At 49.4% G+C, this 15,848-nt stretch carries 14 protein-coding genes and 1 pseudogene; 6 read left to right on the top strand and 9 right to left on the bottom strand.

The window, feature by feature from the left end:
- Positions 1–93: 93 nt before the first annotated feature.
- Genes gapN through QVC96_RS10835 form a run of 3 tightly spaced genes read right to left on the bottom strand, consistent with a single transcriptional unit; the run spans position 94 to position 3,426 of the window.
- Positions 94–1,608, bottom strand: coding sequence for an NADP-dependent glyceraldehyde-3-phosphate dehydrogenase (gapN, locus tag QVC96_RS10845; protein WP_287689252.1), 1,515 nt, complete (start codon positions 1,606–1,608; stop codon positions 94–96).
- Positions 1,609–1,624: 16 nt separating this feature from the next.
- Positions 1,625–2,551: a bifunctional 2-dehydro-3-deoxygluconokinase/2-dehydro-3-deoxygalactonokinase gene (gene kdgK / locus QVC96_RS10840; protein WP_287690480.1), complete on the bottom strand. Its 927-nt coding sequence runs from the start codon at positions 2,549–2,551 to the stop codon at positions 1,625–1,627.
- Positions 2,552–2,556: 5 nt separating this feature from the next.
- Positions 2,557–3,426, bottom strand: coding sequence for a bifunctional 2-dehydro-3-deoxy-phosphogluconate/2-dehydro-3-deoxy-6-phosphogalactonate aldolase (locus tag QVC96_RS10835; RefSeq protein ID WP_287689251.1), 870 nt, complete (start codon positions 3,424–3,426; stop codon positions 2,557–2,559).
- Positions 3,427–3,579: 153 nt separating this feature from the next.
- On the opposite strand from QVC96_RS10835, the gene QVC96_RS10830 reads away from it, so the two are divergent.
- Entirely contained in the window at positions 3,580–5,037 is a 1,458-nt protein-coding gene (locus QVC96_RS10830; RefSeq protein WP_287689250.1) for an AarF/UbiB family protein, read from the top strand.
- Here QVC96_RS10830 and hsp14 read toward each other — a convergent pair.
- From hsp14 to QVC96_RS10815, 3 genes are all read right to left on the bottom strand, one after another.
- Positions 5,018–5,389 (bottom strand): archaeal heat shock protein Hsp14, encoded by a 372-nt coding sequence (gene hsp14 / locus QVC96_RS10825; RefSeq protein ID WP_238026995.1) that lies wholly within the window; start codon positions 5,387–5,389, stop codon positions 5,018–5,020. The two genes, QVC96_RS10830 and hsp14, sit on opposite strands and share 20 nt — an antisense overlap.
- A 168-nt stretch (positions 5,390–5,557) precedes the next feature.
- A complete protein-coding gene (locus QVC96_RS10820; RefSeq protein WP_287689249.1) occupies positions 5,558–6,637 on the bottom strand; it encodes an MFS transporter in 1,080 nt (359 codons plus the stop codon).
- Positions 6,638–6,641: 4 nt separating this feature from the next.
- Positions 6,642–7,466 (bottom strand): SMP-30/gluconolactonase/LRE family protein, encoded by an 825-nt coding sequence (locus QVC96_RS10815; protein WP_287689248.1) that lies wholly within the window; start codon positions 7,464–7,466, stop codon positions 6,642–6,644.
- 1,026 nt (positions 7,467–8,492) lie between these two features.
- Between QVC96_RS10815 and QVC96_RS10810 the strand changes: the two genes are divergently transcribed.
- The 3 genes from QVC96_RS10810 to QVC96_RS10800 all read left to right on the top strand — a co-directional run bounded on the left by QVC96_RS10810 (position 8,493) and on the right by QVC96_RS10800 (position 13,228).
- Positions 8,493–9,155: a hypothetical protein gene (locus QVC96_RS10810; protein WP_287689247.1), complete on the top strand. Its 663-nt coding sequence runs from the start codon at positions 8,493–8,495 to the stop codon at positions 9,153–9,155.
- A gap of 1,237 nt (positions 9,156–10,392) precedes the next feature.
- The gene (locus QVC96_RS10805; protein WP_287689246.1) at positions 10,393–10,629 is read left to right on the top strand and encodes a hypothetical protein; all 237 of its coding nucleotides are present in this window, start codon (positions 10,393–10,395) and stop codon (positions 10,627–10,629) included.
- A 22-nt stretch (positions 10,630–10,651) separates the two neighbouring features.
- On the top strand, positions 10,652–13,228 hold the full coding sequence (locus tag QVC96_RS10800) for a tetratricopeptide repeat protein (protein WP_287689245.1): 2,577 nt from the start codon (positions 10,652–10,654) through the stop codon (positions 13,226–13,228).
- A gap of 136 nt (positions 13,229–13,364) precedes the next feature.
- Here the strand turns inward: QVC96_RS10800 and QVC96_RS10795 are convergent, their stop codons facing one another.
- Entirely contained in the window at positions 13,365–14,315 is a 951-nt protein-coding gene (locus tag QVC96_RS10795; RefSeq protein ID WP_287689244.1) for an IS5/IS1182 family transposase, read from the bottom strand.
- Positions 14,316–14,532: 217 nt separating this feature from the next.
- On the bottom strand, positions 14,533–14,712 hold the full coding sequence (locus QVC96_RS10790) for a hypothetical protein (RefSeq protein WP_238027334.1): 180 nt from the start codon (positions 14,710–14,712) through the stop codon (positions 14,533–14,535).
- Positions 14,713–14,919: 207 nt separating this feature from the next.
- Between QVC96_RS10790 and QVC96_RS10785 the strand changes: the two genes are divergently transcribed.
- Positions 14,920–15,132, top strand: coding sequence for a hypothetical protein (locus QVC96_RS10785; protein WP_287689243.1), 213 nt, complete (start codon positions 14,920–14,922; stop codon positions 15,130–15,132).
- Positions 15,133–15,169: 37 nt separating this feature from the next.
- Here QVC96_RS10785 and QVC96_RS10780 read toward each other — a convergent pair.
- Positions 15,170–15,313, bottom strand: a pseudogene (locus QVC96_RS10780) (IS256 family transposase); the annotation flags it as partial.
- Between QVC96_RS10780 and QVC96_RS10775 the strand changes: the two are divergent.
- Positions 15,261–15,383 (top strand): hypothetical protein, encoded by a 123-nt coding sequence (locus QVC96_RS10775; RefSeq protein ID WP_287689242.1) that lies wholly within the window; start codon positions 15,261–15,263, stop codon positions 15,381–15,383. The pseudogene QVC96_RS10780 and the gene QVC96_RS10775 overlap by 53 nt on opposite strands.
- Positions 15,384–15,848: the final 465 nt, after the last annotated feature.

Here is a 15,848-nt window from a genome sequence, read left to right as displayed (position 1 = left end):
CGGGACTGAAGGTGCGGTTGGATCACTCCCGTGGAATCATGGTGTGCATTTAAGGAAACTTTAACGGGAAGAGAGCGAACCTAACCGGGTTTCTCACATGTACTCCCATACGCCCTTTCCCTTGTAGTTATAGACTACAGTTTTGTAGGCCGTCACATGCTCTATGGTGTACCCTATCCCTTCCCTTCCCAGTCCCGAGTCCTTTCTCCCACCAAAGGGGAAGTACCCTATCCCGTGCCTTGGAAAGTCGTTGATGTAAACGGCCCCCACTTCAAGCAGTCTTATGGCCTTCCTGATCTTGTTGATGTCCTCTCCGAACACCGAGGCATCGAGGCCATATCTCCTTGAGTTGCTCAGGGAGATGGCCTCATCCACGTTGTTGACCTTGACCAGGACTGCAACCGAGAGGAAAACCTCCTTCTGATAGAGGTATAGGCTCTTTACCACCTCCTTTGAGGCCTCTATCAGGGTGGGCTCTACGTAGTTTTCCTTCACCCTTTTACCCCCGAAGATGATTTTCGCTCCCTTCTCTTGCGCATCCTTCACTGAGAACTCCAGTTCATCCACCGTTCCCTTATCAATGATGGGCCCCATGTTAACGTCCTCCCTGGGATCTCCCACCTTGATCTTTGCCAGTTCCTCCAACAATGTTTGCCTCAGCTTCTCGTACACTCCGGGCTCAGAGAAGATGAACTTTATGGAGTCGCATCTCTGTCCGCTGTATGAGGTAATTGAAGTAACAAGTTTCTGCCCGGTAGAGATGGGATCAGCGTCATCCAGGACTATGGCTGAGTCCCCTCCTCCCAGTTCCATTACGTACTGCTTCACTCCACCTGCCCTGATTACCCTCTCCCCTGTCTCAGTGCTTCCGGTGAAGGAGATTACCCCGATTCTCTTATCTGACACGACCCTGTCCATATCCTTTCCGGGGATGGTTAAAACTCCTAGGGCATGTTTGGGAAATCCGGCCAGTTCCGCAATTCTGGCGAAAAGGATGGCAGGGACAGGAGTTTTGCTTGCCGGTTTGATGAGGATAGCGTTGCCTGCCACCGTGGAGTAGACGAATTTGTTCACCACATCAAACAGAGGATAGTTGAAGGGAGTGATGGCAAGAACCACACCCAGGGGTTCCCTCCTCACTATGGCCTCAGTCTCCAGGCTCTCACTGCTCCAGTCCCCTGGCACGTACTCTCCGTAAAGTTTCCTCACGTCTAGGTCTGCCCTGATCAGTCTTTCAATGGACGCGTTCACCTCACCGTTTGCCGCTGCCCTGGTTTTACCGTTACCTATCACGAGGACTTCAACCAGATCATTTCTGAACTTGTCCAAGAGGGAAGCCATCTCGTGGAATATTCTCAGCCTTTTCTCTCCTGGAAGGTCACGGATTTCCCACTTTCCCTTCTCTGATATCCTGGAAAGGGTGCTGTCCACCATCTCGTAGGGGAGTCTTGGAACTTTGGCAAAGGTTGTGAGATCTATGGGGGACACGACCTCCTCCAGTTCCTTTGTGGAAATCCAGTCTCCTGCGAGATATGTCTTAAAGACCTGAGTGTTCGACTCCAGCCCTGTTATCTCCTTGAATTCCGGGGATAATTCCTTAAGGTTCATAAATAGAATGCATGCTTTACTTTTTATCCATTTCCCTAAGGAAGGTCTCTATTTCGGGTAGACCGGGAAGGTTCTCCTGATCGCCTCTTATCATTACGTTGAGCGTTGAACTTACGATGGCGTAATCCAGGGCCTTCTCCAAGGAGAACCCTGAGGCAACCAGGGAGAGGAAAGTTCCTCCTAATGCATCCCCTGCCCCAGTCACGTCCTCCACGGGGACGGAATAGCCCGGGGAGAAGTACCTGCCCCCATCGTGATAAAGGGAAGCTCCCCTGGGTCCCTGCTTCATGATGATAACCTCTGCGTATTCCTTCAGGAGAGTGGAGGCCCTATCCGGATCAGTCTCTCCCACAAGAATCCTGGAGTCGTCCACGTCAGTGATAAGGTACTTCACCGGGTAATCTCTTAGAAGCTTCATGATCGCGCTCCTTGCCTCCTCGGGAGTCCAGAGTTTTAGCCTTATGTTGGTGTCGAATGACCTTCTCTCATTGAGCGAGAATGCCTTGAACACGGCATCTCTGGCAGAGTTTGAGATAGCTAGGGTTATTCCGGTGGAATGAACGAGGTCGGCTCCTCTCACCACATCCTCCTTCACGTCCTCTGGCGAGAGCTTACTTCCTGCGCTCCCCTTCCTGTAATAGATGGACTCACTGTGAAGTGGTACAGGGTAATTCCTCTGAATGAAAAATAAACCCGTGGGATTCTCGTCAAGCTTGACGTGCTCAACGTTGACCCCCTTCCCTCTCAGCCATTCAATGGCGTTGTAACCGAACTCATCGCGTCCAACCCTTCCAATATAGGTGCAACCATTTCCAAGCCTGATGAAGGCCACGCAGTAGTTGGCTTCGCTCCCCGCAACGTGCTTTTCGAAGTAGTTCACGTGCCTGAGAGGTCCTGACGTCACTGCGTTGAGCTCTATGAGAATCTCGCCCAAAGTTACCATGGTCTTCAAGCTGTAACACCGAGGCCCTTGAGGAAGTTCTCCACTTCTTTCCTGAGCTCCTTTTCCTCTCCCTCATCAAGTGGAAATATGGGAGGTCTAGGTTTACCAACCGAGTATCCCTGAGTGATCTCCGTTAGGACGTAAAGGGCTCCCAACTGACCATATTTCCTGGCCATTTCCACCATGGAGCTTATTAACCTCTGATGAATCAGGGCCTTCCTCAAGTCTCCCTGTGAAATGGCCCTCTTCATCTCAACGAAGAGGGTGGGAAGGCAGTTGGCCATGGACGCAACCGTTCCGTCAAGCGAAACGAGGGAATAGAATGCGAGGGTATCAGAGCCGTTATACACCTTCATCTTGGGGAAGGTGGACTTGAACTTCATGGAGTGGGAGAGGTCCTGGTTAGTATCCTTAACCCCTGCCAATTCAAGTCCAGACCTGGAGAGAAGTTCTGCCGAGATGTCATAACCTGTGGCCAGCGGGTAATTGTAAAGGTAGACGGGGTGAGAGGAATGGGAGACAATGGTCTGAAAATACTTGATCAACCACTTCTCCGGAAGCCTTGGAAAATAGTAGGGGGAGTATGAGGCTATTCCCCTCACTCCGTAATCGGATGAGAACTTCACCAGTTCCAGCACGTGGTTCAGGTTGAGCTCTCCAACCTGGAATATGATTCTGTCAGTGATGTCCGAGAGGGTTTTCAGGGCTTCTTTCTTTTCCTCCTTGGAAAGTGCAGGTCCCAGTCCAGTGGTACCATTCAGGAAGATCAGGTCAATCCCCTTCTCTAGGAGGTTATGGGCGTGGGTCTTCAAGGCCTCTCTGTTAATGGTACCATCGGGGTTGAAGGGTGTGAGAATGGGAACTATAACTTCCATGGGAAATAGATGGGGATCTTAAATAAAAACCTGCCCTTCCTGGTGCAGTTTTGCGCGATACTCCTGAATTGGGCTAGTGAAGGATTGGCGGTCACAGGCTTGGGCCAGGTCCCATCGTATAAAGATTTTATTGTAACATGGAATCATCTACATGTGTCTATCTCCAGGACCTTCACCATTCTACGAAAGATGACGCCCAGGCTCTTGAGGTACAGGGATTTCAGGAGGAGGATACTGAAAGGCGAGACCATTCCCAGAGAGGAGCTAGAGGAGGAGGCCAGGAAGTTTGTGGATACCATGATAGAGTTAGGCCCCACCTTCATCAAGCTGGGCCAGGTTCTCTCCGTGCGCGCTGATGTCCTCCCCCAGGAGTACATGAGGGAGTTACAGAGGCTTCAGGACGAGGTACCTCCAGCGCCCTTTGAGCAGGTTAAGGAAATGATCTTCAGGGAGGCTGGAGACGTGATCAGGGAAGTTGATCCCACTCCCCTGGCTGCAGCCAGTCTGGGACAGGTTCACAGGGGGATAAGCAAGGACGGGAAGGAGATAGCCATCAAGGTGAACAGGCCTGGAGTTGAGGATATCCTGAAGGCTGACATCTCAGTGATGAGGAGATTCCTTCCCCTGACCAGGCTGATCTTGGACTCCAGCCTGGTGGAGACTCTCAAGCTCATCTTCAGGCAGTTCTCCTCCAGGATATTTGAGGAGCTTAACTACGAGAGGGAGGCCTTCTACACCGAGAAGTTGAGGGAGGAGCTTGAGGGATTCAGGGTCAGGATCCCCACCACCATAAAGGCAACAAAGCACGTCTTGGTCATGGAGTACATCCCCGGTATGAAGATCACTTCACAGGAAGCCCTGAACAGGTTTGATAGAAAGGGTCTAGCCTGGAGGGTGTTCAAGGTGTTCGTTTACCCAGTACTGAAGGGGGAGTATTTTCACGCTGACCCGCACCCCGGAAACATCTCCGTGGATGAGGACGGGAACATAATACTTTACGACTTCGGGATGGCAGGTTACATTGACAGGGAGACCAGGGTGAAGCTGATCCGCATGTACGTGACCATAAGCAGGGGCGACCCCCTGATGCTGGTGAACGTTCTGGATCAGCTGGGCGCAGTTCAGCCCTACGCTGATCGAAAGGTTCTGGCCAAGGGGTTCGACTTGATGATAAGGGAGATGAAGGGTGTTCCGGTGGACCAGTTGGAGCTTGAGGAGTTTAACAGGCTCGCAAGCGAGGCATTCTTCAAGTTCCCCCTCAGGTTACCGGAGAAGATAGCCCTGTATTTCAGGATGTCCTCCGTTCTGGAGGGTACGTGCAGAATGATTGATCCGGAATTCGATTTTCTGCCCAACCTGGTAAGGCTAGTGGAGGAGGAGGGGTTAATGCGGATGGCGCTCGTGGATGAGGTCATGGATTACGTCAATTACTTCTCCGCGGGGATAAAGGAGAGAATGCTGAAGCAACCAACCCTGCCCAAAAGAAGGGAGAGGAAATGGATTGGCATACCGGTGGTGGCTGCCTCCATCCCTGCCTACTTTTTCCTGGGCGATGTGGTATCCATACTGATAGCCCTTCTTGGAATAACGGTTACTCTATCTTTACCTTAGCTGCCCCCTCTATGGGGATCTTGAGCGTGAGAACCCCATTCTCGTACTTTCCCGTTACCTCCGCGTCCTTTGGAACCTTCACGGGTAGCTTGATCTCCCTCATGATCCTCGAGGGTCTCTGCGCCACGTGTTTTATCCCTGCCTGCTCCACGTCCCTCTTTCCCTCCACCCTCAGGATTCCGTCGGAGGATAGCCTTATGTTAATGCTGGACTTGTCGAAACCGGGCATATCCACGATCACGACGAGAGTATTCCCCTGCTCATACACGTCCACTGGGGGAAGTACCTTCTCATAAAATTCCTTGGTCAGGTCATTCAACTGCTTACCCAGTTCACGTAAAAGGATCTCCATGTGATAAGTAGTGTGAAGGAGGGTAAAAAATCATTGCTTCGTAGAGTAGTAAAAATAAGCTCTACTCTACCTTTTTCTGAATATTCTCAAGAGTCTCAGGAGAAGGAAAAGGAGTCTCCATTTCATGGGTAAAAGTGTGAATTGTCATTATTAACCCTTTTCACCGTCCTACACTGAGAGCACTGACATGGTTACATACATCAACGACAGAAGGGGTATCGCCAGCAGGCCTCCTCTCTCCCCCAGAAATGAGAGCGAGATGGACGTGAGGAGGATCGAGGTTCCTCCCGCCAGGACGGCAGAGAGTTGATAGGCCAGCCCAGTCATCATCACCCTCTCCTCAGCCCTGTAAAGTTCGGAAAGGTAGGCCCCCTGCGGGGCATAGCTCAGGGTATCCCCAACGCCGAAGAGAAGGAAGGAGGCGAAAACTAGGACCGGGCTCCTCACCAGGACCGAGACGCTCAACAGCCCTGAGGAGATCAGCATTAGCAACATTCCAGTCCTTATCACCTTCCCTCTTCCCATGAGGTCAGAAGCTATTCCCATGGGTATCATCAGGAAAATCTCCTCGACCGACACCAGAAGCACGGGGAGGGTACCCAGGTCCAATCCGGCCTTCACCAGGAACGGAATGGAGAAGGAAGTGAAAAGGTAGAAGTTGGAGCTCTCCCCTGCCTTGATCATGATTCCCTTCATCAAGGACCTGATACCGCTTAGCTGGGCTCCCGTCAATCTTCCCCTGGGCTCCGGTAAGCGCAGTATCGCGGGAATCAGAAACGCTGAGATAAGGGAGGGAACCAGCAGGGATAGTGGGGAGAGTATCACGGTGAGCGAGAGGAGCAGACCCAGGGGAACGGATAACTGCACCACGCTGGTCCATCCACCCCTCATGCTCTCCGCGCTTTCCGCAACAAGTACGGACGCGTTTCCCCACTCACCGCCCAGGGCGAGGCCAATGAGTATTGGCGAAATTATGAGGAGGGGCGATCTCAAGGAAATCAGGAGGTCCCCCACGAAGAGGAACAGGAACACAAGGGAGAGCGAGAACCTCTTACCCAGTTCATCCCCCAGCCTCCCGAGGAGGTAAGCCCCCATAGGCCTACCAACGAACGCAGAGAAGTAGAAGAGAGCCGAGAGAATAAGGGAATGGAAGGGGGATTGGGACGCGGAGAGTATTCCCACGGAGAAGAAGGAGTACCAGGAAACTACAGTTCCCATCAGCGCCACTAGGGGGATCCTGAGGTCCATGAATTCACCGTGAGAAATCCCTGCAGATGAAGGGCTCGCGTCCCCTGTAGTCCGTGTCCATGACGAACACCGAACCCCCAAGATCCTCCCCTGCCCTGGAGGAGGAGGTGATGAAAAGTTGATTGAGATCAGGACCCCCAAAGGTGAGGGACGTCACGATCTTTACAGGTGTCCTGATCTCCAAGACTGGCCTCCTGGAGAACGCCTCCCAAACCGTGATGAGTCCCCCTCCGTAGTGGGCAACCCAGATGAGTCCCGAGGAGTCCACAACCATCCCGTCAGGGACCCCCGGGTAATCTGAGGTTTCCACTGCGGCCCCTAGACTCTCCAGCTCATCTCCCCTCACCCTGAAGGCGTAAACCCTCTTCCTCGGACTGTCCACAAGGTAATATACGTTCCTGAACCAGTCCATCCCATTGGAGATTATGAGGTGATCAACAAGGGGAGTGAAGTCACCGTTGAACCTGTAGAGTGTTCCCACGTCCCTTTCCTCCTTTAGGTCCATGGTTCCAACCCAGAACTCCCCTTCAGGTCCGCACTTACCGTCGTTGAATCTCACGCCTTCCCCCTTGATGCTGGAGATGGGGGTGAAAGTGTGGGAGTACCTGTACAGGGTTAGTCCCGCAGAGGCTATGAGCGTATCGGGATCTTCCGTGAGGCCCAGCGCCGAGATCATGCTTGGAGCATCGATGGTCCTGTCCTTACCCTCCCTGGTTACGTGTAATTTCCCTCCTTCAATGTCCACCCAGTAGAGTGTTCCATTCCTGGGATCCCATAGAGGTCCCTCTCCCAGTCTGGCGTTTGCTCTGACGTAAATGGATGGTTCCATTTAACTTTCAATGCATAATGATATTAAAAAACCTGGTGTAGGAGACAAAGTTACATCCCCGTCATCAGGTATCTTTTTCCCGGAGTATGTAGAATCTTGAAGCTAAGGAGTTAAAGTCTCATCCGAAGGTTGGGTTAGTCTTATATTGATTCTAAACGTAATACGTATAGAGTCATTGTGGCTGTAAAACTCATTGTGTAGTCACGTGGGATAGCCACCCAGGGGAACCTAGTGAGACTTACGGAGACCAATGCATCCTCCCACTCGGGGCGTTGAAGATGGGATTCCATTTGACATGAACCTTACAGTAGGATGAGGTTGGTACCAGGAAGTCCATCCATAAAGGTGCTTCAGTTCACTAGAATAGTCACTTCACAACACCATCAAGGTTATCCCATCATCTTACCCTATCCAGTTGAAGGACCAATGGTCCTCATAATTTAAGGTCCAGGTAGTTCAGTGGAAAACCACAACGCCATATGATGAATTTATCCAAACTCATCAACATGATTTCATTATTTTCAGTTACAGAAATCCGGTTCTGTGCTCTCATGCTCCCATCACATCAGGACTGTCAAACTCTATTTGACAGTTATACGTAGAACTGTCAAATGGCATTTGACAGATTTTTAAACAACCTCTCCCGCTCTCCATCACGGAAGTGGAGTTGCTCAGGAGAATCCTGGACCGGTCCATGAGGGAAAAACTGGAGAGAGGATAATAGACCGGGATTATGGGTACTCCATTTCAAAGAGTAACGGCAATCCCGACATTCCCAGGTCCCCTCACCCTCCTCAACTTCGTGATCCGCTTCTCCTCAAGGGTGAGTCATACGAACCTGTTGGCACTATACTTTAACCAAAATGTCACACCTCATCTTTCTGGTGATCTCCATGTATCATTCATATACAACCAGTGATTTTACATAATTACATAAAACTAGATTGATAACTTTCCGATTACAATCACATTTATATTATCAATATCCTTATATCGTGAAAAGCTGAATATATCTAGGTTAAAGTGATGTACAAGTATGGTGAGGACTTCTGGGACATCTACCAAGATCCTGGTAGAGGACCCATTTTAGACGCCATAGCCAGGGGAACCGAAATATTTGCCAGTAAACTGAAGGATTTGTCCCTCTGCGTAGACTTTAGAAAACGCGCCATTAAAGCATGTGTAGAAAGGGGACTCAACCAAAGGTGCGCTGAAATAGTGGGAGCTAGAAATGGATGTGCTCACATGGGATTTGATAACATAGATGAGCTCAATAATAACGAGGTCCTCAGTATGGAACTTTCCGAGATACAAACGGAAATATTCCCATGGGACACGCTCAGCGTCGTGGTTAGATTTGTGACCAAGGAGAGATCGGGTAACGAGAAATCATCTGGGGACCTTAAGCACGTATCGCTAAATCTGGAAGGTATTTCGTTTACTGATGCTAACACTTTTACGGCCCAGGAAGTGATCTATACATGGAAAATGATTGAAGGTAAAATTGAAAATCTAGAGGTCATCAAACTGGTAAAAACTCTAGATGTACGAGAGCCGGTAGTACAGGAGATACTTGACAGGATATTAGGAAAGATAGGATTAACGGAAAGGAGCGTAATAGAAGCTTTCCTGGGCATGTATAGTACTATCAGTGAAAGCAAAAAGTATTATCTGCCCAATTTCAGGTGAAGAGATTGTCGCTCATCCCGGACCATGATTACTGGGTACGCTCGGGTATTTTTGATACTTTTATTAATACTCACGGTAAGAAATGGTTTAAGGATATTAAAGAACTGGATACAAAGTTCTATTTATATAGGTACATTCCTAATGGTAATGAATACGGATTTATTAGAAATAGTGTGTGGAGTATTTGAATGAATCACGTCAGGATAGGGCTTGGATGAGCCGTGCTGTCTCGATAGATAAGGCCTGGTTTTCAGAAAATCCACACACTATATTAGAAAAAGAAAATTTGTATTTTCCATAGATAGATATGGAACATATTGGACCACACTATACACAGATGACCCTACTGTAGCTCAGTGTAAACTCGCCTTGCCATATGAACCTAAATATCGTGTGGGAGGAGTTCCAATTTCTACACTAGTATACGGCATTAAATATCAGGGGATCGTCAACCCTAACTTTGCAAGCATTAAGTTGAACAATGGTAAGACTCTTTTACAACATTGCCAAGATAACGGCCTAGGTTTGGAAGGAGCTTGGGAAGTGATAGTTTCTGTTCCTGTAGCGATAGTCACTGGCCCTGTGGAAATTGATCATCGACTGCGTCCCAGGCTAGGTCTCTGAACTTACTGCCGATCCCTTTAATCGTTGAGTAACTTTACCAAGTATGCCCTTTTCACGGTTTATGCTATCATGTGGCAGTCTCTGAGGGCTCCATGCGTGGCTCCTTTCCCGCCCTCATACCCTTGACACCAACGTTTAACCTTAGAGAACCTATATCTCACGGATCTCCTCCTCCATGAGCCTAACCTTTGGAGACTCGGGCAGACCCAGTCCTCCTCTAGGCTAGCACCTCCCAACGGCTTCATGATCGTCTTCTAAGTAAATTGTGAAACATAATGCATGTTAACTTTAGGACTTGGTATATCCTGTTAAATCCTGAGTATGGTACTACATCATCTTCTTAAAAGGTATTAATCCCAGAGCTATAGATATATAAAATGATCATATCGCGTAGATTGCGTCATCATTCACAATGGAAGCCTTGATGAGAACTTATTTCGAGAGTTTAGAGTCACTTCAAGAACATCAAGAATTAAAGAATGAATTAAGAACTGACCAAGCTTGCTTGCGGACACACTACGTCATCAAGGGTGTAAATTTAAGTTTAGTTCACATCAAATCAAGGTTCTCTATATTATAAGTTTTTATATAATCTCTATATAATTATATTAGCATGATGTCATCCACTTCCCCTCCCCAGATGGACCTCTTCTCCAGATTCAACCAGCAGGTTGTGGGGGATATAAAGAGCCTGATGAGGGAATCCAGGGAAAAATGCGTAATTATAGTGGGTCCCCCCAGGGGTGGAAAGGACTTCCTGAAGGATAAATACCTGAAGGATAGCGAATTGGCGGGCGCAAATTTCTTCACTGAGATTCTGGGCCTATCTCCTGGACAAAAACAAGGATGAAGTACCAAACATTCTGGAGGCGATGGGGAAGCGGGTTAGAGGATTTCTAGCCAAGGTGGGATGGGGAGTTGAGAGCGAATTAAGTAAGGTTGGGTTAAAGGAGAGGGAGATATCTTATCTCACCCGCACATTCAGGAAAGACTTTCTGGTTCTAGAGCCCGTACTGGAACATCTAAGGACCATGAAGAAAAAGGGGTATATTTACGTCTATAGAATACCCTTGGAGGACCCCCTGGTGATGGAACTCGAGGACGAAGTGGCCAAGAGGAACTTGAAGAGGATAAGAAATGATAAGGCCCTGAGGAAGAAACTTAGCTGGCTGGGGGCCAGTTTCGTGCCCCCTGGGATACTTCTTCTTCAACCTCACGAATTTGATGAACAGATGGAGATATTTTCTAGGGTGCATGTCATGCTGGATCTTCCCGAATGGGAGGAGGTGAGGGGAGGGATCGTTAACACACTTATCGCCCTTACCAGAGGGATGCTTGGAAACCGGGAAGTGCTGGGAGAAATTAGTTCCATACTTCTTCCTTCCTTAGGTCTAGTAGCCACTGCAGCGAGCGTCGCAATAGTTTTGCTCCTTCACTTCGCGGAAAGGGATGAGATGAGTTGGGCTTCCATGGTCGAGCTTTCGAAGAACTGGAGTAAGCTGAACGAGGAGCTCAAGAGGTTGATCGCGGCCAAGGTGGCCTATGAGCTCGGAATGGGAGCCGATGAGGCCTACACTTCCCTAAATCAGATTTTGGGTCAATGGGAAAGGCTGGAGGCCGAGCTCAGGAAATTGCAGGATATGGTTACGAAGCTGGAGAACGACCTCAAGAAGCTCAGGGAAGAGATACTTTCCAGGGGCACTGGGAGGATAAGGAACGAGATGGAACTCAGGAGAGAACTTGTGAACTTGAGGGAACCCGAGAGGATTGTGGGCCTGGGCAACAGTAAGGAGGACAGGGAGGTGGATGATCTGGTGAACCGTGTAATCTCTCAGGCATCAGGAAAGTTCGTTCTTCTCGTGGGCGAGCCGGGCTCCGGGAAGACTACACTGCTTTATCTTGTGGGAAGGAAACTCCTCCAGGGACGCGACCTCTACTGGATAAGGGACGTGAGCCAGTTCAGTCCTGTGGACTTCGTGGAGCTTACCGATTCCTACGCGATTGTGGACTTGACCAGGGAGGAGAACGTAAATCTGTTGGATCGCATTCTGAAGTATGAGGGCAGTCCTCCTCCCCTCTCCAGGATAGTGGTCGCAGTGAGGGAGGGTTACCTCAAGGATCTCCTCGAGAGGCTCAGGGAGGACGACAGGTTCGACATAATGAGGGTGAATTACTCCAGGGAGGTCGTGAAGGAGATAGCCAGGAGATCCCTGGAACATGAGATGGAGAGGAGAATGAAAGAGGGCAAACTAAGTGGGTTCTTAGATCAGGAGCTAGACACCATTTCCCAGGCCATAACCGATAGGGCGGAGGGGCTTTCCCTCTACGCCGTGGAGGCGGCGAAACTGGTGACGGAGAAACTGGTTTCCAACCTTGACGTAAATCAAGTGCTCAGGGGACTGCCCAGGGGAATCAGCTCCCTGCTGGCCGAGATACTCAGGCTGGAAACGGGGGTAGAGGCAGGGGAGAATGGGAGTCCTCACCTCCTGCTCACGTATTATGCAGTTTCTCACTACCCCGGTTTCCCTGAAGAGTTCTTGGAGGAGTTCCAGAGGATGACCAGGACGAGGCTCCCCAGGTTTGTGGACGTGAAGGATAAAGTTGCCTCCCTCCACTCTTGGTACAGGGAGGTCACCGATGAGATCGCCAGCGAGAATTTCCCTGAAGGTCAGGACATAACGAAGCTCGTGGATGAGGTAAGGCGATTGAACGGGATGAGGGACCTCCTGAGGCAAATGGACATCAAGGTTCCCAAAATCCGCGAGGAGATCGAAAAGACCCTTAAATATGACGCTTTCGCCACATTTCAGGACGTGGTGGACTTCCTAGTGTTCCAGGTCATGATCAGTGTGGTGAGGAGAAAATTAAGGAGGACGAACTCAGGTTACGGATTTGATCTCCTTTCCGAGAAGTTGAAATATGAGGAGCTGAGGCGCGAATCCTTGGACCTATACTACAGGGTGGTAGGTTTCCTAGTGAATTCATACCTTCAGGACAGTTCAAGACTGGAGAAGAGGCCCTTCTACTGGCTCACCGCGCTTTACATGAGCGGGCTACTCACGGGAGAGGTCGCAGAAGCGGTCTCAGGTTGGCTTTCAGACATTAACAAGAAAATAGACTACCAAGACCTATCAGGAAACTTAACCGCGACTTCATCTTTACTGGTGGCCTACACTCGCAGAGTGGTCAACGTGCTCGAGGTGCTGGGCATCCTCAACCCAGAACGTGATACCGAGGACATGTCACATTTCATGAAGGGGTTTTCCCACTACCTGAAAGGCGAATTCGATCAGGCGATTTCCGAATACGACATGGCCATCTCCCTCAACCCCAACAACCCAGCTTACCACAACAATAAGGCCACTGCGCTCCGCGAGAAGGGCGACCTAGACGGTGCACTCCGCGAACTCGAGAGAGTGTCCGGATTGCATAAAATTCGGCCTATTTAACTAAGAAGCATAAAATTAATTACTTGTCTCAAGCTTACACCTTGAAAAAGGATTAAATAGTTCTATACAGTTTATATCGACGATTCTATATTAACAGGTCATTAGCATCCAGCACTACCCCTCACGTCCCAGGACGTTAGGGGAGTTGGACCGCTCGCAGTTGAGGAGGAGTCCTGCGCTGAATGGACAGGAAGTGGACCATGTTGTACGTTATGGCCATCATGTAGATGAAGGCCTCGTTTCTAACCTTGGTCTCAGCGTAGGGCCTCCAGTGCTGCTTAAGGAAGATCCCGAAGTGCTCCACGTAGGGGCGAAGGTACTTCCATGGACCGCGGGGATGGACGAAGGTTCCGCGTTCTTTGAAGCCCCTGTCCACAAGCTTAAGTCCCCTTCTAGACAGCCTACATCTAGCGTCCGAGAAGTTGGCGAACTCGACCTCAAGTCCGTGGACGAAGAGGGCGGGCGAGACGAGCGGGAAGACCTTTAACCCGAAGTACGACCTCGACCGCTTCTTGGTCCACCTTCCCTGGAACCTCCTTCTCGTCCTGGCCCTCAACTTAGCCCTCACGAAGGCCTTCAACTTCTCCACTTGCCCAAGGTTTACAGCGTCAAGCCTGTACTTCTCCATCATGATCTCCAGGCTGGTCTTCCCTGGAGGTAAATCCAGGAGGAAGGAGTCAACGAGCCACTCAACTCCCTCGTAGAGCGCGCTAGAAGGTAAATACACGGTTCTGCACTTGGCCTCAAGTTCGCTCGCTATCTCCCTGAGCAGGTCCCTCCTAACCCTCGCGAACCTCTCCACGAAGTCGAACAGGGTGGACTTCCCAACGCGTTCACCAACGAAAAGCCTAACTATCACGTCCGTGTTCACCAAGTTCACCGCGTCCCTCAGGGAACAACAATACACTATCATGACCACCAGCAACTTGAAGTAGGTGAAACTCCCCGGTATCCTCCTCTCCACCCTCGGCCTAACCATCTCCACCACGGGCATGAGGAGGAAAAGGATTTTATCCCTGAAGGGCATATCCTCTACCGGGGGAACGGACATCACCACGTATTGTGGTTGGATAATCTTGGAGTTCATGGTATGATGTCCGTTTCTCTCGACTTAAGTATTACGCCACGATTCTACAGAAGTTCTATAATCTCCAAATATTTTCTCGTAGAATTTTTCTCAGTCCGGACACTCTCACGACATGGCCATCTCCCTCAACCCCAACAACCCAGATTACCAACAATAAGGCCAATGCGCTCCTCAAGAAGGGCAACCATGTTGATGCATATGAGGAATTTAGAATTTCTCAGAACCTTCTTCCTGACCCTTCCACATATCTTCTCATGTTATCCGCTTTGGCATGTAAAGGAGAGAAGGATTCTGCCTTGGAACAGTTTTCTAGCTCTCCTGACCTGAAGAGTATCTGTGTGAAGCTTTCGGAACTAGTTAATGACCCCGATCTCACCGACTGCATGAGATCCTTCATGAGGGACCTCTCAAATTCCTTTTGCTAAACATTTTTCTAAGAGCTCTGTTAGTCGTCCCGTTAGTACCACCTCTCACGTCTTCATCTGTGCATTCCACCAGTGCCTCCTTTGAGTGAGGAGATCCAGATCACTTTCTTCATCATCTAGGTTTTACTTGATCACTAAAAATTCCAAAACCTAATTGGTTTAGGTTTAAAATAATCTCCATGAAAATACTTGAGGGGAAAGGAGATACATTGTACCGGATGAAGGTCCATGATTTTCCCGAATTCCAGAACATATTAGTCGAGGCGGATAACTCTTCCTACATTATAAAAAATTACACCAACTCAGGGTATACGGGCGATTCAGGTTTCCATTGGGAATTGAATTCTAGTTTCTTCATTTCTCATTTCAATGTAGGATTAATTGAGCAGTGACGTCATAATCGTAAAGAAAACAGGAAGTATATGGATATTATTCCGTTATTGTAAAAAAATTATTCAAAACGTTGTAGTTGTCAGCGATGGCCCAGACAATCTGGAGCAGCCTGTAGGGCGTGTGGTACTTGCCGAATCTTCTCCTCCTCACCAGGGAGTTGAAGGACTCCACCAGGTCGTGGAGAGAAGGCGCCGAAGTTCCGGAAGAAGGGAGGAGAGGGAGAGGAGACCGCGTTCCATCAATTCCCTGATTCCGTCGGGGAACTAGAGAGAGTGTCTGGAACGCACAAAATTCGGCTTATTTTGATAGAAAAGTTACAGATAAATAAGTTGAATTAAGTGGCGACCTTTATTCCATGGAAAGCCCCAGGTATGACTTTACGTGATTCCTGACACCTTAAACTGAAGCACTGCACTAATTTCACGGAAACTTAGAAACTCAATGGTTTCTCGTTGAATTTTTCTCAGTCCGGACACTCACTCGAGAGGCACTCCAGACCGGAGAATGGGCCTAGCTTGATCTGTTGTGTATTTCACGTCAAAGTCTCCTTAAATACACAACAGTGCGGGTAGCCCCGAGAATTCTAGACTAGGTACAGACTCCGCTCTTCACGATCTCGTGGGACAAGAAGTCTTCCTCGAGGGTTCACATCCCCCATGTAATATCCCAAGCGCTGGACCTCAGACCGTGAGTATACCCTCCCTCAAACGCGAAG

This window comes from Metallosphaera javensis (ex Sakai et al. 2022), from assembly GCA_021654415.1.
GTDB lineage: Archaea > Thermoproteota > Thermoprotei_A > Sulfolobales > Sulfolobaceae > Metallosphaera > Metallosphaera javensis.
This window is presented reverse-complemented; position numbering and strand designations above follow the sequence as displayed.